The sequence below is a fragment of the Methanosarcina sp. Kolksee genome (assembly GCF_000969945.1).
Lineage (GTDB): Archaea > Halobacteriota > Methanosarcinia > Methanosarcinales > Methanosarcinaceae > Methanosarcina > Methanosarcina vacuolata.
On sequence record NZ_CP009524.1, the window covers coordinates 2982125 to 3003881 of the forward strand.

15 protein-coding genes, 6 tRNA genes and 1 pseudogene are annotated in these 21757 nt (G+C 39.8%); 17 read left to right on the plus strand and 5 right to left on the minus strand.

What is annotated here, in order from left to right; genetic code table 11:
- The first annotated feature begins 201 nt into the window (after positions 1-201).
- Positions 202-1188: a tetratricopeptide repeat protein gene (locus MSKOL_RS12315; RefSeq protein ID WP_048156641.1), complete on the plus strand. Its 987-nt coding sequence runs from the start codon at positions 202-204 to the stop codon at positions 1186-1188.
- A 111-nt stretch (positions 1189-1299) separates the two neighbouring features.
- Here the strand turns inward: MSKOL_RS12315 and MSKOL_RS12320 are convergent, their stop codons facing one another.
- Positions 1300-1536, minus strand: coding sequence for a hypothetical protein (locus MSKOL_RS12320; RefSeq protein ID WP_231592218.1), 237 nt, complete (start codon positions 1534-1536; stop codon positions 1300-1302).
- A 545-nt stretch (positions 1537-2081) separates the two neighbouring features.
- On the opposite strand from MSKOL_RS12320, the gene MSKOL_RS12325 reads away from it, so the two are divergent.
- From MSKOL_RS12325 to MSKOL_RS12335, 3 genes and pseudogenes are all read left to right on the plus strand, one after another.
- Positions 2082-2612, plus strand: a complete 531-nt coding sequence (locus tag MSKOL_RS12325; RefSeq protein ID WP_156151077.1) for a tetratricopeptide repeat protein — start codon at positions 2082-2084, stop codon at positions 2610-2612.
- Positions 2613-2661: 49 nt separating this feature from the next.
- Positions 2662-4290 (plus strand): annotated as a pseudogene (locus MSKOL_RS12330) (IS1634 family transposase).
- An 84-nt stretch (positions 4291-4374) separates the two neighbouring features.
- The gene (locus MSKOL_RS12335) at positions 4375-7755 is read left to right on the plus strand and encodes a tetratricopeptide repeat protein (RefSeq protein WP_369799546.1); all 3381 of its coding nucleotides are present in this window, start codon (positions 4375-4377) and stop codon (positions 7753-7755) included.
- Positions 7756-7992: 237 nt separating this feature from the next.
- Here MSKOL_RS12335 and MSKOL_RS12340 read toward each other — a convergent pair whose 3' ends face one another.
- On the minus strand, positions 7993-8205 hold the full coding sequence (locus MSKOL_RS12340; RefSeq protein WP_048121334.1) for a zinc ribbon domain-containing protein: 213 nt from the start codon (positions 8203-8205) through the stop codon (positions 7993-7995).
- Positions 8206-8413: 208 nt separating this feature from the next.
- On the opposite strand from MSKOL_RS12340, the gene MSKOL_RS12345 reads away from it, so the two are divergent.
- The 3 genes from MSKOL_RS12345 to comE all read left to right on the plus strand — a co-directional run bounded on the left by MSKOL_RS12345 (position 8414) and on the right by comE (position 12039).
- Positions 8414-8872 (plus strand): hypothetical protein, encoded by a 459-nt coding sequence (locus MSKOL_RS12345; protein ID WP_048121336.1) that lies wholly within the window; start codon positions 8414-8416, stop codon positions 8870-8872.
- A gap of 608 nt (positions 8873-9480) precedes the next feature.
- A complete protein-coding gene (locus MSKOL_RS12355) occupies positions 9481-10731 on the plus strand; it encodes a cysteate synthase (RefSeq protein ID WP_048156650.1) in 1251 nt (416 codons plus the stop codon).
- Positions 10732-10890: 159 nt separating this feature from the next.
- Entirely contained in the window at positions 10891-12039 is a 1149-nt protein-coding gene (gene comE, locus MSKOL_RS12360; protein ID WP_231592220.1) for a sulfopyruvate decarboxylase subunit beta, read from the plus strand.
- A 107-nt stretch (positions 12040-12146) separates the two neighbouring features.
- On the opposite strand, the gene MSKOL_RS12365 is transcribed toward comE, so the two are convergent.
- Both MSKOL_RS12365 and MSKOL_RS12370 read right to left on the minus strand, forming a co-directional pair.
- The gene (locus MSKOL_RS12365; protein WP_048156657.1) at positions 12147-13463 is read right to left on the minus strand and encodes a methanogenesis marker 16 metalloprotein; all 1317 of its coding nucleotides are present in this window, start codon (positions 13461-13463) and stop codon (positions 12147-12149) included.
- A 142-nt stretch (positions 13464-13605) separates the two neighbouring features.
- Complete coding sequence (locus MSKOL_RS12370; RefSeq protein WP_082091128.1) at positions 13606-14373, minus strand: MBL fold metallo-hydrolase; 768 nt, start codon at positions 14371-14373, stop codon at positions 13606-13608.
- 530 nt (positions 14374-14903) lie between these two features.
- Between MSKOL_RS12370 and MSKOL_RS12375 the strand changes: the two genes are divergently transcribed.
- The 8 genes from MSKOL_RS12375 to MSKOL_RS12405 all read left to right on the plus strand — a co-directional run bounded on the left by MSKOL_RS12375 (position 14904) and on the right by MSKOL_RS12405 (position 16579).
- Positions 14904-14977: transfer RNA gene (locus MSKOL_RS12375), tRNA-Val, on the plus strand.
- Between the two features lie 95 nt (positions 14978-15072).
- Positions 15073-15147, plus strand: a tRNA-Phe gene (locus MSKOL_RS12380).
- Between the two features lie 7 nt (positions 15148-15154).
- Positions 15155-15226: transfer RNA gene (locus MSKOL_RS12385), tRNA-Gly, on the plus strand.
- Between the two features lie 59 nt (positions 15227-15285).
- Positions 15286-15359, plus strand: a tRNA-Val gene (locus MSKOL_RS12390).
- 94 nt (positions 15360-15453) lie between these two features.
- A tRNA-Phe gene (locus MSKOL_RS12395) sits at positions 15454-15528 on the plus strand.
- Positions 15529-15535: 7 nt separating this feature from the next.
- A tRNA-Gly gene (locus MSKOL_RS12400) sits at positions 15536-15607 on the plus strand.
- A 634-nt stretch (positions 15608-16241) separates the two neighbouring features.
- A complete protein-coding gene (locus MSKOL_RS21400) occupies positions 16242-16370 on the plus strand; it encodes a hypothetical protein (RefSeq protein ID WP_255351932.1) in 129 nt (42 codons plus the stop codon).
- A complete protein-coding gene (locus MSKOL_RS12405) occupies positions 16367-16579 on the plus strand; it encodes a MoaD/ThiS family protein (protein ID WP_048121346.1) in 213 nt (70 codons plus the stop codon). The genes MSKOL_RS21400 and MSKOL_RS12405 overlap by 4 nt, the downstream gene beginning before the upstream one ends.
- Positions 16580-17057: 478 nt before the next feature.
- On the opposite strand, the gene MSKOL_RS12410 is transcribed toward MSKOL_RS12405, so the two are convergent.
- On the minus strand, positions 17058-17456 hold the full coding sequence (locus MSKOL_RS12410; protein ID WP_011308457.1) for a hypothetical protein: 399 nt from the start codon (positions 17454-17456) through the stop codon (positions 17058-17060).
- A gap of 994 nt (positions 17457-18450) precedes the next feature.
- Here MSKOL_RS12410 and MSKOL_RS12415 point away from each other — a divergent pair.
- Entirely contained in the window at positions 18451-19734 is a 1284-nt protein-coding gene (locus MSKOL_RS12415; RefSeq protein ID WP_048156662.1) for a HEAT repeat domain-containing protein, read from the plus strand.
- Positions 19735-19799: 65 nt separating this feature from the next.
- Positions 19800-21719 (plus strand): PQQ-like beta-propeller repeat protein, encoded by a 1920-nt coding sequence (locus MSKOL_RS12420; protein ID WP_048156667.1) that lies wholly within the window; start codon positions 19800-19802, stop codon positions 21717-21719.
- Positions 21720-21757: the final 38 nt, after the last annotated feature.

Genomic DNA, 21757 nt, shown 5'->3' on the forward strand with positions numbered 1-21757 from the left:
TTAATTCAGACTGAGTCAGGTCAGTTCAGAACATTTAAAACCAGTTATATCAGTTTAAGCCAGTTTAGACCCGTTAGCCCAGTGCATGTCGGTTTAGAGCTAGCTTAGAGGTATCAGGACCTAACTTTAAGCTATGTCCTGCCGGCTGTCCATAAACCGGCATCGACAGCTATTTAAAAAAACAAGGGGCATTTTTCTCTTATGTCCAGAAGCAAGGTAAGAAATATTCTCCTTCTGAAGCAAATTCACAGTGCAGTAACCCATATCAAAAAAGGCAAGCTGGATAAAGCCCTTGAAACCCTAGATAAAGCAGAAGACTCTGCAAGGAAAGCAAAAGCCACTGACGCTGTATATTATATTCTTTTTATGCGCGGAGGCATCTATTATACTGAGTCGAAATACGATGAAGCCCTCGAAATCTACGAAAAGGCTCTCGATGCAGGCTCAGAACTTCTTAAAAACGATCCTGAAAACACCAATTACCAGCACTACATGGGTACAACTCTGAGCAATACCGGAAACCTTCTCAAAAGAAAAGGCGAAAATCCGCAAGCTGTTGAATATTATGCCCGCGCCCGTGAGACCTATGAAAACCTCCTGGCAAAAGAGCCTGAAAATGCAGTCTTCCGGTCTGCTGCCGGCGAGAACCTGAACAATTACGCAGCTCTCCTTACGGACATGGGTTCTTTTGAGCAAGCATGCGAAGTCCTCAGTCAGGCAATTGAGCTTTATGAAAAGCTGCTTGAAGAAAAGCCCGACAACCTGGGCTATCAGGCTGAACTTGCAGTTGCGCTCAGCCGGCTTGGAAACTGCCTGGTCCAGCAGGGCCCGGAAAAATCCGATACTGCAAAACAAAGCCTTGAAAAAGCCCTGACTATGCAGGAAAACATCTTCAACCAGCAGCCTGAAGATGCAACTATCAAAGATGCTATTGCTTTAACCCGGGAAAGGCTTGAAAAACTGGAAACAATGAAAATACAGGAAAAGCCTGAAAGCCTGGAAAACCTGGAGAATTCAGAAAATCTGGAAAAGCAAGAAAATCTGGAAGAACAGGAAACCTTGGAGAACCCGGAAAATCTGGAACAGGAAAAGCCAGAAAACCCGGAAAACCTGGAAGAACAGGAAAGGCCAGAAACTCTGGAAAACCTGGAGAATCCGGAAAATTCGGAAAAGCCGGAAAAGCTTTAAGGTTTTTATCTCAAATGCGCCGGCAGCGTCATAGAGAGCTGAGTCATAGAGGAAAGCGTTATAGAGCCTGCAATCTCTTAAAGCTCGCAACAGCCCGAACACTTTAACTTTTTAAAGGTTATCCTTTGAAAACAGCAGCATGTGTACATAAAGCAAAATCAGCAGGCCTGCGACGACTCCTGAGAGGAACTGGAAAGTAAAGTACGAGTAAATAATCAGTCCAAGTACGAAGAAAGTAACAAGAATGTTTGCAAGCCGGACTTTCTTCCTCATCTGGGGATCTTGCAGAGTCCCGGCTTCTTTTTCATCCAGGGAACGTTCCCTGAAGTAACTCCTTTCTCTTTTCATTAGGAAATAAAGCCTCAGAATGAGAACATCAATAACTATGCCCCAGAGAAGCTGTCCGATATATAAGGTATAAAAGAGGATAGCTGTGAGAAAGATACTCACAAGCAGTAGGTATATCTTTTCTTTTTTTCTAAACTCAGGAATCTCGATTCTACCCTCCCCCCGAATCTCGATCTTATTCTTATTTCATTTATCTGTACACATTATTTACCTTTTCCCAGGTACTCCCTTTAGAAATCAATAAACATCAAATTATTAAAACCATAGGATAAAGTGAGATTCCTGATACCTGAATAAAAGCACCCTGGGTGCAAAAAACTAAAAGAACTCCGTTTCAAGTGGGAAGAAATCAAGTGGTTTAAAATCTAATCCATAGCAGCTGTAGTCAGCCGTCTTAGGTCGAATTTGTCCACGCGCCCACGGCGCGGCTTTTCCGCGTATGCAAAGAAAGAAAAGCAAATTATCTCTTATTCGCGCACTTTTTGCTGCAACTCCATCGAGAAAAAAACAAAATGTTTAAGCTATGATAAATTAACTACTTTACTATGTCCAGACTTTTACGAGATTCAGCTGAAAGACATGTTAAAAAAACGTTGCAATTAATGCAAAAAGGTAAACCGGAGGAGGCCTTAAAAGAGCTTGAAATAGCCGAAAAAAATGCATTCAAGGCGAAAGCAAATGACATTTTTCTAAATGTCCAAACCATAAAAGGACGTATAATGCTGTCTCTGGGGGCGTATGAAGAAGCTTTGGAAGTTCATACTCTTTCCCTAAAAACTATTGAAAAATATATATATAAAGATCCTGCTAATGAATTCTCTCGGTCAATTTTTCAGGCAAATCTCGAAGCTATTGACACCCTTAGTGATGTTTTCCATAGCATAGGACATTTTAGTCAGGCAAAAAGTTGTTGTGAGCTGAATCTTTCAATCTATACAAGGTTTCTCGATAATGAGCCTGAAAACGTTGAATATCAATTAAATGTAGCAGTGGCTCTGAATAATTTGGGAAATTTGCTTAGTGACATGGGACAAACGAAAGAAGCAAAAAACAGATATCCTAGCTTCGGCAGGTAAACATATAATTTAATATAATTAATTTTCCTATCTCTTTTCTTGATCTTCCATGGCAGATAAAAACAACAGTAGAAGAGTTGAATCCTCAATAAAACGTACAAGCTTCTTAGGTCACCTTGGTCTCATTGCTGGAGTTTTCCGAGAGCTTGAAGTTGACAAATTGATCGATGAGAAACTTCCTAAAGAACGAGATCACAAAGTTCCTCACTCCGTTTGTATCCTTGCCATGGTACTCAATGGTCTTGGTTTCATAGGGCAACGTCTGTATCTTTTTCCTGATTATTTCAGGACTATTTCTATAGGAAGACTTTTTGGAGACAGCGTCACACGAGAAGACCTGAATCAATATGCTATTGGAGAAACTCTTGACAGAATCGTAAAGTATGGTCCTACAAAACTGTTTACTGAAATCACTCTTCACATTATGGCTCGTCTACCTATTCCTGTCCATTGTTTACACGCTGACACTACAAGTGTCAGCGTTTATGGCGATTATGAAGATGAAGAAACTGAGTCTATTGATATTACTTTCGGAATTCCCAAAAACGGAAGATGGGACCTCAAACAATTTGTTTTGAGTTTGATTGTTAATCAGCATGGGATACCACTTTTTCATGAACACCCATTCAGGAAATGCTTCAGACAAAAGCACAATTCTGGAAGCAATCAAGTCTCTCAAATCAGCTTTAAACCCTGAAAGCAAAGTGTACTATGTAGCTGATAGTTCTTTTTACACTGACAATAATATCAAGAACATAGGAAAGTCATTCTGGATCAGTCGTGTTCCTGCACAATTAATGAGGCAAAGGAACTGCTAAATGCAAATCTAAACCTGAAAACGTTGAAAAGCGACGCGAGATACTTATTTTATCAAACCTTTGTGGAATATGGTGGAGTTAAACAAAAGTGGGTTTTGTTACTCTCCCATAAAATGAAAGAAAAAAAAGAGGTGACTCTCAGAAGAAAGCTTGAAAAAGAGCTTGAAAAAGCAGAAAAGTCGCTTAAAAAACTGGCAGGAGATGACTTTTTCTGTGAAGAAGATGCATTAAAAGCAGCAGAAAAATGGATTGCAGATTTCCCTTCTGTTCTTTTTGAAAAAGTAGATTTGAAAACCATTAAAAAACGGGAACCAGGTAAAAGAGGCAGAATTTCTAAAGATGAAAAATTGAAGACATGTTACAGGATTGATGGAATTATAAAGGTTAATGATGCTTTTGTTTTAAAAGAAATGGAAAAAATGGGACTTTTCATTCTTGCAAGTAATGATATCCGTCTTTCTCCTGAAGAGATGCTGAAGTATTACAAAGGACAGGATAAAGTAGAAAAAGGATTCAGATTTTTGAAAAGTGATACCTTTAGCATATCGAAGGTGTATCTCAAGAATAAATCAAGAATTGAAGCGTTGACAATGATAATGGTTCTCTGCTTAATGATTTATGCAATTGCAGAATGGAAATTAAGGACAAAGTTAGAAGAAGAAAATGAAACGGTTCCAGATCAAAAAGGGAAACCAACAAAAAAACCAACAATGAGATGGATATTTTTCAAGTTTCAGGGAATTACAGAACTTATAACGCAGAAAAAAGGGAAAGCAAAGTCAGAAATACTGAATATGGAAGAAATTCACTGGAAAATATTGAGGCTCATGGGGGAGGAATATGAAAATATATATCTCTAGTTGCGTTAACCTGCCGAAGCTAGGAGATATGAAAATGCGTTCAAAATTCATGATAAACTTCGTCAAACATATTCCAAAAATTTAATATACCAATCTAATGTAGGGACGACACTAAACAATCTTGGGTTCTTACTTATGGAGATGGGGTGCTTCGAAGAAGCAAAACAAAGATATGAAAAATCATTCAAAATTCTAAAAAAACTTTTTGAAACAGATCCCAAAAATATTAATTATCAGTCAAAATTCGCTATGATAATTAACAACGTAGGAAACTGGTTTTCCTACATGGGGCGTCTAGAAGAGGCAAAAAACAGGTACGAAAAAGCACTTTATTTGAGGCAAAAAATTCTTGAAAGGGATCTTCAAAACGTCAGTTACCAAGCAGATGTAGCAATGACATTAAACAATCTAGGAGGTATACTCGCAAATTTAGGATGTCTTGAAGAAGCAAAAGAGAGATACGAGAACTCACTAGATATAAGACAAAAAATTGTTGAGATGTATCCTAAAAATATTAAGTATCAATCATATGTAGGAACAACACTCAATAATTTAGGTGCTTTACTTTCTAACATGGGGCTTCTAGAAGAGGCAAAAAACAAGTTAGAAAAAGCGGTTGATTTGCAGCAAAAAATCCTTGAAACTGATCTTCAAAACGTCAGTTACCAATCAAATTTAGCAAATTCATTAAACAGTTTAGGAATTGTACTCAAAGATTTAGGATGCCCAGAGGAAGCAAAAGAGAGGTTGGAGAACTCGCTGGATATGAGGCGAAAAATTGTAGAGAGATATTATGAAAACGTCAATTATCTCTCAAGCTTAGCAATGACACTAAACAGCTTAGGAAGCTTGTTTTTTGAGATGGGGAAAATTGAAGAGGCGATAGATAGGTTAGAAGAGGCACTTAAAATATATAAAGAACTTCTCAAAACAGATAGGGAAAACGTCACTTACCAATTACGTGTAGGAGCTGTAATAGGTAACATAGGTAACTCATTTTATCGAGTGGGGAATATTGAAAAGGCAATAGATCGGTATAAAGAGGCGCTTGTAATTTACGAGGCTCTTCTCAAAAAGAACCCTGAAAATATATTATATCAATCATATGTAGGAACAACGCTCAACAATCTCGGAGACTTGCTTAAAAATACAGGGTGCATAGAAGAGGCAAAACAAAGGTACGAAGAGTCACTTACAAAGTACACTGAACCGATGCAGTACCTGACTATAGGTAAAAAATCAGAGTCAATAATAAGGCTTATTGAATTAAATTCAGAACTGGCAAAAAAAGGCAATCAATATTATCAGATGAGATGCCTGAAAGAAGCAGTCGAGCTGTGCAAAAAATATCAGGATTTTTTTATTAAATATGAGCTAAAGCACGAAAGAGAACTGGTTACTGGGGCAGGACTGAGTGCATATATTGACTTTCTGCTCAAGAACATCAGAGCTGAGCCCAATACAGGAAAACGTGCAAGTGAATATGACAAAGCTATAAAAGCAGTTGAAGAGCTAAAATCTGTTGAAGAAGACGAGGCTGTTTCAAAACTCTGTGATTCTACCTCATATTACCTTTCTGGAAGAAAACTTGTAAACGAAGCACTTTCTTCAAAGCAGCCTGATCTGGAGTTGCTCAATCAGGCAATAGAACAGTTTAAAAAAGCAACTGAAACTTATGAAAAAGCAAACGTTTGCTATTGCGTTTATACCGGACTGTTTGAAGTCCTGACGGTAATTGAAAAATCTGAAGAAATTGATGTGCCAAGGTTGAAGAAGGTTGTAGAGGAGGTTACCAGAACTCTGTCTGATGATGTTAATCCAAGCATCTGCGCTTCATTTAATGACCTCCCACAGATTTTTGAAGAAAAAGACTGCAAAACCAGGGATAAACTTCTTTTTGATTTCTTGGAAAAAATTAATTCAATTGAATACCGGCCTCTTGAAAACCTTTTAGAGTATATTCACAGGAGAACAAAGGACTATTTTGAAGAGCCTTTCAACCCTATCAAGCTGATCTACGAAAACTGGAAACTCAAAGTTATCTTTGATGACCCTGAAAAAGTAAAAGGCAAGTTAACAGTCAAAGCAGGGAACAGAACGCTTTTTAACAAATTCCTTACCTCCGAAGAAAGAGAAAACAATTCTCTTGAAATTGATTATCTTGAGAAAAAGTATTTCCCGGAAGGAAAAGACGAAATTACTTTCAGTGTTAGAGGACAGAAAAAACCAGTCATAAGGTCAATTGATTATTTTGAGAGCATACCCGGAAATAAGAAAATTCGGATATTACAGCATGACTGCTGCAACAACTCTTTTGAGGGTTCTGATTTACGTATTGCAGCTGTGCAATTGAAATATCATGCTTATGGAGAAGATTCCGTTGTGAAACTTACGGCTGATGAGGCTTATTACAGGAAAGTAATGGCAATTCTTAAAGCTGTGAAGGAAAAAGCTGACATTGTAGTATTCCCTGAGTTTTCCATACCTTTTGAATATCTTGAAGAAATACAGCAGTACGCCGATGAAAATGGGATTATTGTTGTTGCAGGCAGCCATTATGTTCAGGAAAAGAATCTTGGAAAGTATGGAAATCTGTTTGCCCATGAGTTTGGAGAAGAAGATTTAAGGAAAAATATCTCTCCTATTGTGATTCCTGATTCTAAAATCGTGCACAATGAAAAAATGCTAGCAGCAAGGGATGAAAGAGGATGCGGTTTTGAGGAAGGTATGGAAGCAGGTGAAGTGAACCACATTCTCAAACTTAGAGAAGACCTTAGAGTGGGGGTTATGATCTGTTATGAGTATGTGACTGATGATTTGAGAAAGCGTTTGATACGTGCCTGCGACGTAATCCTTGTGCCTCAGACAAATCCATCTCCAGATATATTTTATAGAAAAGCAAACAGTGAGCTCAATATCCAGCTTTGTGCTGGAAACCGGGCACACGTTATGGTAAATGGAATCTATACCTGGGGAAAGGATAAAACAACAATACATGGAGGGTCTACTGGAGTTGTTTTAACACTTGACAAGCACTCGTACTCAAAACTTGGGGAGAATGAAACCGTCATAGAGCCAGTTGACGGCGTAATGGAACAATTTGTATATATAATGTCAATAAATACGGATTTTAATACATCAAGGGATACTCAGACAGGGCAGGAGCCAATAACCTTAAAGCTCATCCACATTTTTGAAGAAGCTGAAATTCCCGATAAATTAAAAGAAAAAGGCAGGGAATTTGTGGAAATAATTAACAGAATAAACTCCTGTAATGATCATAATGCATTGAAATGCATGCTTATAAAAGAAAGGGGAAGTATTGAGAAAAAAACAGATGATGTTGAAACGTCCCTAATAAAACAATTCTCTCCTTTAACAAACAAACATATTCAGAATCTTGATGAACGTAAAATTGAAGAATTAAAAGAAAAATGCCTTTTTCTTGTTATCCCTAATAATTAAAATCAATCTCAGAACTAATAATGTGCAGGCTTCGTGAGAATAATTCCAAATTTTTCCGTTTATTGCACTTTCACTGATTCTTCTGCTTGGGTTCTATTCACAAAAAGGCCGCCCTCCTTCGTCGAGCGTGACAAGCTCCCGTAAAGATGCTACTCTCCAGTCCCGGACAATAAGCAATCAAAAAAACGAAAGGATGGAAAAAAAGTAATTTCCACCAAAAAATCCTTTATCGGCTAATTACGAAGTGAACAAATCGAAAACGTCTCCCAACATGCTGCTCTTGGTCTGGTAGAACTCGGTGTATTTGCAGCGCTTGCAGGTGACGTGGGTGAATCTTTTGTTCTGGATATCGAAGATTTTACTTAAAAAGCCGCCTGTGGTGCGGATCTCGCCGGTTTCGTAGGTGGTATTTCCGCATTTGGGGCAGATGAAATGAATATCTTTACTCATTTTATGGCCTCTTTACTCTCTTTTAGATAATCTAAACGGTGGAATACCTTTAGTGTTGCGATATTTAATGATATTGCAAGTAGTCTAAATATAGAAACCCTTGCAATAAAAATGACGCATTTTCCGTTTTGAAATCGGTCAGGCATGATAGAAAAAAGATTTGCAGGAAAGAGATATTAAAAAAGAAGAATATTACTGAGTAAGAACCATGAAAACAAAACCAATAATTGTAATTGCCCTTCTAATCTCATCCATTCTACTGGCTGCTAGATTCGTTCCTGGAACCAGTGCAGATCAGTTCAAAGAAGGAAAATATATTCACGTTGACAATATAGTGATTCAGTTTGACAAGACTGACGCGACTGTCAATATAGACTACCATCTCAGTCCCTTTGCTCAGGTATATATATCATTTTTTGGAAGTAAAAACCTGGAGCCCAAGATTAAGGAGATTTTCTCCGAATTTAAGGAAGTAAAGATTCAAAAGATAGGAAGGTCAAGTGCCTCGCTCCAGATGCTAAATATCTCCAGGAAAGAGGCCGGAAGCTACCTGTGTGATCCTTATGAATTAGGAGTGCAGTCTGACGTTGTCACCTTTGTTTATCCTCCTAAAGGCAAGGCAAGGAGTTATGAAAATGTAAAAGTCACTCCGCCGGTCTTTTATTAAGTAAAAGAGAAACGTTGATAAAAATTACCTGCTTAGCCTTAATTACCCATTTACTTTTAGTTTCTTCTACCTCTTTTCTTTCTTCAATAGTCTCCTTTCCGGCACGTCATTTTTTCCTTTCCGTCCCGTCGTCTTTGCTTCCCAGTTTCGTTATCATTCCTTTTCAGTTTTTCTTCTCTTTTCTTTCCAGTTTTTCCTTCTTTCTTTCTCAGATCCCCCCTCTTTCTCTTTTCTTTCCAGTTTTTCCTTCTTGCTTCCCAGTTTCGTTATCATTCCTTTTCAGTTTTTCTTCTCTTTTCTTTCCAGTTTTTCCTTCTTTCTTTCTCAGATCCCCCTTCTTTCTCTTTTCTTTCCAGTTTTTCCTTCTTTCTTTCTCAGATTCCCCTTCTTTCTCTTTTCAGTTTCCCAATCCTTTTCCCCCCTAGCTGTCTTCTAGCTGTCTTATCAAATTTTTCCAACTTGTTAATTTGATAAAGTGGTTCTCTTCTCATTAGTAAAATAAAATAGCCCAATAAGACAACTAATTCAATAATATAACACAAAAAGAGAATTATATTCACTTTTCAGGAATACATATTTAATTAGAAGCCCAATTTCCTGTGATAGCGATGGGAAAATTCAAACTGAAATGTCTTAAGTGCGGAAGAGAGTACGGCCAGGAATACCGGCTCACCTGTGAGAACGATGACGCTTTTTTGCGGGCGGAATACCTCGAAAAAAGACTGAAATTAAGAAACCAGCCAGGTATCGGAAGGTTTCATTCCTGGCTCCCGGTCCAGGAAGAACTTACTACGGATGCGGGGCCTATAACTTACAAAAGTGAAGCTTTTGCCAGAGAACTCGGGCTTTCGAACCTTTATATAGGGTTCAGCGGGTACTGGCCCGAAAGAGGGGCTTTCATTAAAACCTGCAGTTTCAAAGAACTCGAAGCCCACCCGACCATGCAACTCCTGAAAGAGACCGGAGGAAAAGCCATAGTCCTTGCTTCTGCCGGAAATACCGGTCGGGCCTTTGCGCACGTATCGGCTTTGACAGGAACTGATGTCTACATAGTTGTACCGGAGTCCGGAGCTTCGAATCTATGGCTGCCTGAAGAGCCCACTGAATCTATCCATCTCATCAGTATGAGTCCAGGAAACGATTACACTGACGCTATCAATCTCGCAGGCAGGATTGCAAAGCTGCCTGGCATGATTCCCGAAGGCGGAGCAAGAAATATCGCCAGAAGAGATGGAATGGGCACTGTGATGCTGGATGCAGCAGTAACTATAGGAAAAATGCCTGATCAATATTTCCAGGCAGTCGGAAGCGGCACAGGAGGAATTTCAGTATGGGAAGCCGCAATGCGCCTCAGGGACGATGGGCGGTTCGGGCAAAAAATCCCTAAACTTCAGCTTGCCCAGAACCTTCCTTTTGTTCCCATGTACAACGCCTGGCAGGAAAAAAGAAGAGAAATCATTCCAGAACTTGACATGAAGGATGCAAAGAAACAGGTAGAAGAAACCTATGCTACCGTGCTTACCAACCGGACTCCACCATATGGGGTTATGGGCGGGTTATACGATGCACTTACCGATACTGATGGAATAATGTACGCAGTTACCAGAGAAGAAGCCCTTGAAGCTAAGGCCCTTTTCGAAGCCCTTGAAGGAATCGACATTCTGCCTCCGTCAGCAGTTGCAACAGCTTCTCTACTAAAAGCCGTGGAAGCAGGAAACGTTGATAAGGACGAAACTATTCTCCTGAACCTTGCAGGCGGAGGATACAAACGCCTGAAAGAGGACTATACACTTTACCAGATCGAGCCGGTAGCTACTGCCAAAAATCCTGATATTTCCTTAGACGAGCTGAATATCTAGATGAGCTGAATATCTAGACGAGCTAAATATCTAGTCTAGACAAGTGGAATATCTAGACAAGCTGAATATCTAGACGAGCTGAATATCTGAGTCCAAAATAACTCTAAATAAAAACAGTGAAAGTACAAAGACTATTAAGAAAGCTGAAGAGGCATGTGCATGGCAAGTCCGGAAGAAGAAGTCATAGCAATAATGAAAAAGGCAGGTATCGACCTTGCCGCAACTCTGCCCTGCGACAGGATCAAAAACCTGCTTCCCCTGGTTTCTGAGAATTTTCCTGAAATCAAGTTAACGAGAGAAGAAAATGGTGTGGGCATTTGTGCCGGGGTTTACCTTGCAGGGGGGAGGCCCATGATGCTTATCCAGAGCACAGGGCTTGGGAATATGATTAATGCTCTGGAATCTCTGAATGTAATCTGCAGGATCCCCTTACCTGTTCTGGCAAGCTGGCGTGGGGTTTACGCTGAAGGAATCGAAGCCCAGGTCCCGCTTGGCACCCATCTCCCGGCAATCCTTGAAGGAGCAGGGCTTGCATATACAATAATTGATGAAGCCAGAAAGCTACTTCTACTTGAAAACGTAATAAAAGACGCGTTTGAGAATTTAAGGCCGCATATAGCCCTAATTTCTCCAAAAGTATGGGAAAACTCGAATTGTTGCGCCTGGGAAGCGGCTGGATTGCCCGAAAAACCCGAGATTATGGAAAGGATATGCCGTTTTAATATTAAGCAGGAAACCCTCAGGCCATTAATGCTAAGGAACGATGCGATTTGCGCAATTGATTCTCAGCTTGATGGCGAAATTACGGTAACAAATCTTGGAGTTCCCTGCAAGGAACTTTATGCTTGCAGAGACAGGGAGCTTAACTTCTATATGTTTGGCTCAATGGGGCTCGTCTCGTCGATAGGACTTGGCCTGGCTCTTAGGACAGAGAAGACGGTAGTGACCCTTGACGGGGACGGCAGCCTGCTTATGAACCCCAACGCCCTGCTCGAAATTGCTAATGAAGCCCCAAAAAACCTGATTATTATTTGCCTTGACAATGGTGCCTACGGCTCCACAGGCTCGCAGGAAACCTGTGCTCTCCGCTATATTGACCTGGAAATTTTTGCAACCGCTTGCGGAATTCAGAATACGGCTAAGGTAAACAGCCCAGAGGGGTTAATAGAAGCTTTCAGTAAATTTCGGGCCATGCAGGAACTTTCCTTTATCCATGTAATCCTGAAGCCTGGAAATACAAAAGCTCCCAATATCCCCCTGAGCCCTGAAGAGGTTACAAAACGCTTTAAAGAGGCTTTAAAAGCTTGAAGTCTGAATAAGTTACAATAACGTTTCAAAAAATAAAAATTAGAAGTTACGTCTTTAAAAGTAAAAATCACAGTTACAGGAGTATTAAAGGAGAGAAGAACATTGTCTTACTCTCTCCAGCTTATTTTTTCTACAGGTTCATTAAGCCTGAACCTTCCTGTGAGAATTTTCTCTTTGAGTTCTTCGGCAGCTATAATTGCCCTTGCACGATCAGACTGACGCAGTGTTACCTTAATATCTCTAAGGCAGCCTCCGGTTGAACACCTGACAGAACCCAGGTTTGCACTGAATGCTTCTCCCCTGCACCTTGAGATACAGAGTCCGCAGTTAAAGCAAAATTCCGGATTGTGTACAGCTCCGTCTTCTCCCCGGCTTACTGCACCCATGGGACAGGCTTCGATTACAAGGCAGTCCTTGCAATTAAGGCATTTTTCAGGCTCGTACTTAATATTCAGGTCCACATTATCCCATACATCCCCATAGGTGATTTCACAGAGGGGAATTCGCCCTGCGAGGTCCACCAGCTTGAGCGGGATTTCCTTATCCAGCTTCAGGATATTTTCCAGCATTCCTTTGTGAAGAATCGGGATAGGAACAGCCCATGTATTGATAATTTCAGGGCCGGCAGATGTTACAAACCCTCCCATATACTCAGGGGTCATGTCATGCATATCAGCAAAACCCGTAAGGTTAGGATTATCCGGAGCGCTTCGAGTGCCAGCCCCGGTAACAAATCCGTCTGCTCCGTTGAGAAGTACTCTTGTCCCGATTCCTATAGTTTCGAGCTTGGGGTCGTTTTCAATTGGGTTTAACTCACCGCAGCCGCAAAAGGTCATTTCCTTAAACTCACCTTCAAAAGGCAGAGCGTGAAAGATGGTTTTGATAGACTCTTTTCCGGGATTTACAAACGCCCGATAATTCTTAAAGGAGTGTCTTGTTGCATTGAGTTTCGCATAGGGGATCTCAGATAACCGCGTTTCTACCGAGAAATGGTCTCCTTCACTGGTAGTTACATCAACTTTAATGTTTTTTCCTTCTACCATCTCCCTGAAAAGGTGTCCGCCCCCGTAGTTGGGATCAAACTTACTGTGAGCGGTTCCAAGTACGATCAGGTCCAAAATTCCAAGCCTTTCATTAGGGCAGGGACCAACAACTGCAGGCACGCCGTTTAGCAGGACTTCGGACGCCTTAACAAACGAATCCGGCTCTGATACTTTGAACGAAAGTACGGCATAGGTTCCACTCATAATGCCACGCGTTGCAGTTGTTACAACATCCACGTCTTCGAGCTTTATATCCTCCCCTGCTCGAATTCTTGCACTAATTTCCGTAGCCGTAAGAATGATTGCGTCTCCGGCATCAATTTTATCATGGATTTCCGGGATTGTCCGGGACGTCTCTGTGTTATCGAATGCTCCGTTCATGTTTCCCTCAACCGGGATATTGAGTTCATCCTATTTTAGGAGTAAGGATTGCCTGAGGATCAGTTACTCTGGAGGAAAGAATAAGCGTGAAATTGGCCGTTTTAGAGAATGTGAAATTGGCTGTTTTAGAGAATGAATAAACTCAAAGGTCTTCTTTACTTTTTTTTGTCTTTTTTTCGTATGAGTTTTTTAATTTATGGAAAGGTATGGGCCTGCCATGACCCGGGAAATATGTCCTGCAACTTGAAGCAATCAACCTCTCCCAGCTTTCTAGAAGTTCGCGGATGTCGTTTGCAAAAGGGGGAAATACGCTCCAGGGCATGACATTGAAAAGCGTATCTCCTACGAATGCAGCGTCATTTTCAATCACAAGGCTTATCGAGCCTGCAGTATGACCAGGCGTGGAAATTACTTTTGCACCCGGGATATAGTTTCCAAGGTCATATTCGTTCCCTACTACTATATCAGGATTGACAGGCTGATATTTTGATTTGGAAACCATTAAGGAGTTCCCAATTTCCGAAATTATTTTTGAGAACCACATAGTACCTTTCGGAAAGGGAGTTATGCCCTTTTCCAGGCATCTTTTTTCGGATGCATGAACCAGAACTTTTGCTCCGCTTCGTTTTTTTATTTCGGCAAGGCAGCCTGTATGATCGTAATGAGTGTGGGTGAGAATGATCAGAACTATATTCAGGAAAACAAGGTTGTTCTGTTCGAGAGCAGTTTGAATGTTTTTGATTTTGCCCGGACATCCTGCATCCACAAGAACTCCCCGACCAGCTGAAACTATCAGATAAGAATTTGAGTGCCCCATTGGAATACTAATTATATTGTAAGACTTCTCGCATTCTGGTCTTTTACTTTTCAAGCTCTCACGGTCTTGCCGGTTGTCTTCGCTGGAAGTCATTCAGTTTTCTCCTCAAAATCTGGAAAGAGTTTCGTTGCTCTTTGCATGTTTTGCATTGTATTGCCTTTTGCATTGAGCCTCTAGTGCTGCCTTTATATTGAGCCTCTTTTTGTTTATTGAGTTGCTTTTACATTGAACTACCTTTTACATTGAGCCTCTTTTTGTTTATTGAGTTGCTTTTACATTGAACTACCTTTTGTTTTTCCTTTAACAGGTTTCATGTTTTCTAGAAATTAATATATGGTATTATTGACTTACTAAAAAATTAATGTTTTATAAAAACAAATCAGACGATTGAATTTGAAGAATTGTAAATGAGGGATTTTGCAATGCTTGCTGGAAAACCGAATCTCTAAAAAGATTCATCATTAGATTCCGAAAGAAAAATTAGGATACAAACTGTATAAAGATTTCATCTCTTTTAAGGTTGATTCGGTTAGAAAAGGTACATACCACCCAAAACTTATATAAATGATGATGCGCACTATGGAGTTGCACTTTTGTGCGAAAAACAGAAGCAACAAACTACTGGGCTCGTGGTCTAGACGGTTATGACGTCGCCTTGACATGGCGGAGGTCCTGAGTTCGAATCTCAGCGGGCCCACTAAAAAAATTTCCGGAGATTTTTCCGGAAAGTGAAAAAGAAAACGAAAATTCAGGATATCACTTAATCGAAGTATAACTTGAATTAACCTGCTTGCCCAGGTAGCTCAGTGGGAGAGCGCTGCCCTGAAGAGGCAGTTGTCCCCGGTTCGAATCCGGGTCTGGGCACCATCTTCAAACATCAGTAGTGTAGCGGTCATCACCGGGCGTTGCCAACGCTCGAACCCGGGTTCGAATCCCGGCTGGTGTATTACTTTTTTAATACAGTGCTTCGGATAAGTATTCCGACGCAAAAATCATAAGCAACATGGGCTCGTGGTCTAGACGGTTATGACGTCGCCTTGACATGGCGGAGGTCCTGAGTTCGAATCTCAGCGGGCCCACTAAAAAAATTTCCGGAGATTTTTCCGGAAAGTGAAAAAGAAAACGAAAATTAGGCTATCACTTAATCGAAGTATAACTTGAATTAACCTGCTTGCCCAGGTAGCTCAGTGGGAGAGCGCTGCCCTGAAGAGGCAGTTGTCCCCGGTTCGAATCCGGGTCTGGGCACCATCTTCAAACATCAGTAGTGTAGCGGTCATCACCGGGCGTTGCCAACGCTCGAACCCGGGTTCGAATCCCGGCTGGTGTATATTCAATTTTTTCTAATTTTTGGAATCACTTTCGAATAAGGTCAGGTTTAAGAATAAGGTAATTATTAAGAATAACAGGTTGTGTCGGTAAGTTTTTACCTTTTTTCTTCTTTATCTACACTTTTCTTTATCTACTCTTTTCTTTATCTACTCTTTTCATTATCTACACTTTTCTTTATCTACTCTTTTCTTTATCTACTCTTTTCTGTATCTGCCTCTTTCCTTTAACGGTATCTATTTGCGACATTTCCCGGACCTACCTGATATTAATATTTTTTGCTTTGAGTTTGAAACATTTATTCTATTGACCAGATTTCCAATAAAACATTAGCTTCTAATTAAATACTTCCTATTTTTATTTTAAAATTTCAGTTTTAAATATTTTTTGTCAAGCTTATGAACGATATCTAATTCAATGTTAACCTATAGTTATTACTTGAGTTCAGAGGTGATGATATCCATGAGGTTTGAAAATCAGGTATGTTAACCAATTATTGTCAACCAAAAAATTAATTAAAACATAAAATGATTATAATTATTGGATATACATCTCAAGAAGACAGAGAATAAGTCTGCTTGAAGAGATCTATACCAACTATGTTGCAAACCTGAAAAATCGTAAGGAGATCTAAAATGACAGGAAAGTTCCAGAAGAGAAATGCAGAAAGGAAAGGCGTAAGAAAAGAATATGAACTGGAGCAGAAGTTTATAAAGGAAATCGTAGGCGAAATTCAGGTAAGCGGCGGTGGAGCAATAGAGTGAGTCGAAAAGTACATATAACAATCCAGGCTGGAGAGATTTCTGAGCAGACCGTAGAAGTAGCTGAGAGCGCTACCTACGAAGACCTGCTTAATACTTTGGATATAAATCAGGAAACAGTACTTGTATTAAATGGAGGGAATGCTGTTCCCCTTGATGGAACAGTCAGTTCCGATAAACTTACAATTCTCAGAGTTGTCACAGGGGGCTGAACTGCCAGCAAAAGGCAGACCCCTCCTTTATTACAATTCTTTTTTCCACCTTTTTTGAAGTTCCTGTATAGCGTTTCTGTATAGCGTTTTTATCACAGAGTTCCTTCACCCGAGTCCCTTCTCGGGAGGACGGTGCCGTTTCGCTCACTTCGCTAGTTCAAGCGGAGTAATCTTTGGAGAAAAGTTAGAGAGAGGTTCTATCTTCAACGCTCTCAGGAGAGTTAATTTACTCAAATTACCCCTGGGTCATGCATCACAAGTCATTTTAAAAACTGTTTGCCAGCAAGATATTTCAAAAAATGATTGACCGAAAACTCCACAACATGGTCGGCGTGATCAACCGGCGCAACGGTTGATCCAGAAAAGTAGAGAACAGGAATGAAAAATGACTCGAATAATTAAGATTTTTGTTTCCATAATGGTCGAATTCAAGAGAAGAATTGTCAGCCATTATGGAGCAAATTCGTTTTAAAGGTTTTTACTTTGAGGGAGTAAGAGGCACCTTTTTACTCATAACCTTCAGCTTCTTAATTGCTGAGATGGTTGCCTGAGATTCTTTGTAAATTTTGTCTTCGTAATAACTGATGATCTCGTCAACTGGAGCTGCAAGAGCATAGATCTTTATTGGGCGCCCTTTACCGGGTTTCTTTTCCGAACGAACGCTAACCCATGACTGATTGCGCATCAGCCTCATCGCAAGACTTACTTCTGGTTGTCTTAGTCCGGTACTGATTTCAATTTCACGGGATGAAGCCTCGTCAACATTCATAAGATATGCCATAGTTGTAGCGACATTTCTGGACATTCCAAGGTTCCTTAACGTTTCAATAAAAATGTGGTCGTTTTCGTCCAGCACTTTAACTTCATAGTCTTTCATGATAACCCCTTCTTTCATAGAATTTTATGGATAAGTTTGTCAGTTAAATAATATTAAGATACTTATGTTTAAGCCTTCAAGAAAGGTTTTTATAATTATCTTTTAAAACTGACGACAGTCTCTAAATATACACATAGTATGTATATTTATAAGGTAACCTATTTCGTTTTGAAATTTTAAACATAATAAAAAACGTTTTTACGCAATGTAGTGGATTATTTCTGTTTTAAGTATAACAACCGGCATTAGAAGTAAATACCAGATGTCTATAACTGGCTACTAGAGCCCGTTTTATCCGTTTTATGAGATTGATGGGAAGAGCCTTACAGGTTGATCAATTAAACCTGTATAGGTATATAATTAGAAGGTTATTCATCTCTAACAATTAATAATGTACTCATACTATTTAAAGTTGTATATATTAAAAAGGAGTTGAAAAACTTTCAACTAGCCCTGACATGGGAAACTATTTGATATTTTTGATATACAACGTATATTATAATATTCTTTTTTATATAAAAAATTCCAGATATCATATAAACAATATTATAATTTTACTGATTAATAATTTGGATTCAGGCATCAAGGGAAAGTGGGATTCAAGAGCAAACTAAATATTTATACCCGATTCAGTGGTCATCCATAATTATAATATTTTTCATAATTAATTTCCAGTGCCAGAAGATTTACGTTTTGTGCATCGAGATATGGCTATTATAAATGAATTGAAAAAAGGCATGAACATTTCTATTTTATTTGTCTTCATTTTTAAACAAAATAAATTTTCCAAAAAATAAGAAAATTTATATGTTTAAAGACTAAAAGGTCACTTAAAGCTAATTCTTAAATATATTTCATAAACTTTATTGACTATATCACAAATATATCAAAGATACTTGTAGTTATTACTATTGCATGTATTGCCGAGCACTAATTACTTGCTATGAATACCATAATCAGGCAGCTCTAAGATGAACATGGATCAAGTGGTCAAATGAGGATTGAAAGGCTAAAAACTTATCTTATATTTTTCACATTGGTTATTCTCCAGTTATTTATCTTTTCTGGTGTTAATGTAGCCAGTGCTGCTTCAGATGAGCAGGATATTGAGATCTTAATTGAGAATTTCAATGCACAGGATGTAAATGTCAAAGCTGATTCCGTAAAAGCTCTGGTTGAAGCTGGAGAAACCGCAGTAGGACCTTTAATCCAGGCGCTGGATTCCAAAGACCCGGAAATCCGTGAAAACGCAGCTATTACTCTTGGTAAGATCAAAGATGAAAGAGCTATAGATCCGCTCATCAAATTGTTGACGGATGAAGAATGGGAAGTTGAAAGTGCTGCAACCAATGCTCTTGTTGAAATCGGAAAACCTGCTGTAGAGCCCCTAATTAAGATCTTGCAGGACAAAAACGAAGATGTTTTTCTCCAGACGAAAGTTATTGCAGTCCTTGCTGGAATAAAAGATGAAAGGGCAATTCAGCCTATGATTCAGGCCTTGAAAGAAAAATCAGAACTTGATGCAGATCTGGGTTATAACCTTGGTCTGATGGGCGAACCTGCTGTAGAACCTTTGATCCAGGTCCTTGACGATGAAGACCCCAGAGTTCGGGTACGTGCAGCTGAAGCCCTCGGCAGAATTGGAGATGAACGTGCGATTAAGCCTCTTACAGATGCTCTAAATGATAAGGATGAGACTGTTCGGACATTTGCAAAAATGGGGCTTGAAAGCATTGAGACTCAAAAGAAAAATACGTTAATCGCCACTTATGGAAAGGAACGCGAATTCTATATTGAAGACCAGAGACGAGAATGGTTCGATCAACTTAACAAAATCTGCGACCTTTCGAGAGATCCCTTGGAACCTTATACTTATCCCCAGGGCCCGGTTATAAGCTCTGGCTGGGGTATTGAAAACCGCATAGGAGTAGGAATTCTGGAAGGCTCGGAAGTTAATAATTCCACTCTTGATAATATTTACAATGTATTTGACCGGTCTGGAAAAGAGATTGGAGTTAATGATGTGCCTGTTGTATTTAACTATGAAGGATTTGTTCAAGATGACCTGGTAATTGAACAGGATACGGCAGAAGAAAACGAAGAAAACAGGGAAAGTGAAGAACTAAACGTAAGTGAAGAAATTAACGGAGCTAAAGAAGCTAACGAAACTAAAGAAACGGCAAAAGATTTACAGTCGCCAGTTAGTATTCCGGGACCTGGGATGATGTTTGTTTTGTCAGAGTTATTGATTTCAGCACTTATAGTAAACAGGCGCTGATTTGAATGTGACTCAAAAGACGCTGATTTAAATGTGATTCAAATCTTCGGTATGGGTTGAGGTATATGTGTCCTGCGATAAAGAATTCATTAATTCTTGCGTTATTATTACTTGTTTTTTCAGTAATTCCCACTTCAGTTGCTTCAGCGACTGAAATCGTTATCGATACCGGACACCATCATTTTGGTGACGATTTTAAAGAAGAATTGAATCCAGTTGATCCTGAAGGGCTGGTTTACACAGCAAATTTCACCCTGGACCCTTCAGTAGATATCGAAAGTGCAGAACTCACATTGACAGGCATAAGTATTGTTCCTGGCCCGACGGATGAATTTTCAGATAAAGTATATCTCAATGAGATAGAAATAAGTTCCCTTAATGACTATGTTCCGGCAGAAACTCCGGATTCTGTTGCAGTGAATATTACAATTCCGGTTCATCCCTCTCTTTTCAATCCAGGAAACAATACCCTGAAAATCAGCGCCGGAAGTGATGCTAATGGCAGTAACTACGATGACTTTGAGTTTTATGACGTTTCATTCCATCTAAGCGAAACTGAACCTGTAACCCTTGAGCCACCTTTGAAAGTTGCCTGGACTTATAAACTACCCTGGAAATATGTTTGTGAGAAGCCAGCTGTTAAAACACTTGTTAAGGACGGGGTTCTCTATCTTAGTGGAGATCTTGAAGAGGGCCTTATAGCAGTTGATGCAGAAACAGGTGAACCACTATGGAATAAGGAATGGAGTGCCAGTCTGGCATATAAGAATGGGGTTCTGTTTGCTGTGCACTCTTCAAAAGTTGAGACACTGGATGCAAAGACCGGTAGACCGTTATGGAGTAAGGAGTATTCTGATGTTGGGTGGGATAATCCCCTCGTTTTTGGAGATACATTGTTTGTCAGCACGCCTTACGACAGGTATGTGGCTGCTATTGATACTGAAAATGGCACTTTGAAATGGAAATACGAATTCAATATTACATCCTTTGAAACTGGTGGAAGCAATTATTACCAGATGTCAGGTCCTCTGGTAAATGGAAATACTTTTGTGTCCAGATATTCTGCCGTTCATTCCATCTATACCGAACCCGTCGAAATAGATCCTGATGAGCCAGAACCAGAGACTGATGAGCCTGAAGTAGAAGAGGGTTTAGTTTCCCTGGATGCAAACACAGGAAAAGAGATATGGAGATACTCGAACTTAAGCACATACTCTTACAGCCCCTTCCTTTACAAAGACCTGATTTATATTGAGAATAATGGAACTATTCTTGCGTTGTCCGCTGAGTCTGGCGAAGAGGTCTGGAAAACAAATGCTGGCGAGTGGGCGGATATTATTGAAGTAAAAAATGATAGAATGCTCGTTAATACCGGCAAATCTTTCCTGTTAAATGCAAGCACCGGAGAAGTCTTAAAAGAACTCTCCTATCCCGAAAAAGAATTCCCTTATCCCGAAATTCCGGTTGCTTCGTCCATGATAACTGACAAATATGTATATTCAACAGGCCCATATAACATAAGAGTGTTTAATTCCGATACCGGAGAAACGGTATGGGCCAGTAGCCGAATAAAAGGTACCTCAGTATCGGACCCAACGGTCTACAAAGACAAACTATACCTGGTTTCAACTGAAGGTATATTGTACGCCTTTGAACACGGCGAAGAAGGTTTGCTCTTTACCAGGGGGCTCGAGAACTCTGCTACTTATTATTTCCCCCCGATTGCTATTGCCGGAATGATTCTTCTGCTGGCATTACTCCTTAGAAATAGCAGTAATAAGTCCCTTGTACTTGGTCCCTGGCTGATAGCTTTGTCAGGTGTCCTTTTGCTCTCGCTTAAAGCTATCGATCCTTATACCTGTGCCTGGAGTTTACTTGGTTTTCTATCTATTCTGATCTTCTTTTTCTTCATGCCTCTAGCCTTTCTTGTTGGCATTGCGTTTCTTGTTTCCGGGATCAGAAAGAAGAAAGCCTGGGGAAAATAATAAGGAAGGGGGACTGATATTAACGCAATTGAAGTGTA

Coding starts and splice junctions, on each gene's coding strand:
- MSKOL_RS12340 (WP_048121334.1), bottom strand. CDS start 8,205: ATGAGTAAAGATATTCATTTCATCTGCCCCAAATGCGGAAATACCACC.
- MSKOL_RS12315 (WP_048156641.1), top strand. CDS start 202: ATGTCCAGAAGCAAGGTAAGAAATATTCTCCTTCTGAAGCAAATTCAC.
- MSKOL_RS12365 (WP_048156657.1), bottom strand. CDS start 13,463: ATGAACGGAGCATTCGATAACACAGAGACGTCCCGGACAATCCCGGAA.
- comE (WP_231592220.1), top strand. CDS start 10,891: ATGGCAAGTCCGGAAGAAGAAGTCATAGCAATAATGAAAAAGGCAGGT.
- MSKOL_RS12415 (WP_048156662.1), top strand. CDS start 18,451: ATGAGGATTGAAAGGCTAAAAACTTATCTTATATTTTTCACATTGGTT.
- MSKOL_RS12325 (WP_156151077.1), top strand. CDS start 2,082: ATGTCCAGACTTTTACGAGATTCAGCTGAAAGACATGTTAAAAAAACG.
- MSKOL_RS12420 (WP_048156667.1), top strand. CDS start 19,800: ATGTGTCCTGCGATAAAGAATTCATTAATTCTTGCGTTATTATTACTT.
- MSKOL_RS21400 (WP_255351932.1), top strand. CDS start 16,242: ATGACAGGAAAGTTCCAGAAGAGAAATGCAGAAAGGAAAGGCGTAAGA.
- MSKOL_RS12320 (WP_231592218.1), bottom strand. CDS start 1,536: ATGAAAAGAGAAAGGAGTTACTTCAGGGAACGTTCCCTGGATGAAAAA.
- MSKOL_RS12345 (WP_048121336.1), top strand. CDS start 8,414: ATGAAAACAAAACCAATAATTGTAATTGCCCTTCTAATCTCATCCATT.
- MSKOL_RS12355 (WP_048156650.1), top strand. CDS start 9,481: ATGGGAAAATTCAAACTGAAATGTCTTAAGTGCGGAAGAGAGTACGGC.
- MSKOL_RS12370 (WP_082091128.1), bottom strand. CDS start 14,373: ATGACTTCCAGCGAAGACAACCGGCAAGACCGTGAGAGCTTGAAAAGT.
- MSKOL_RS12410 (WP_011308457.1), bottom strand. CDS start 17,456: ATGAAAGACTATGAAGTTAAAGTGCTGGACGAAAACGACCACATTTTT.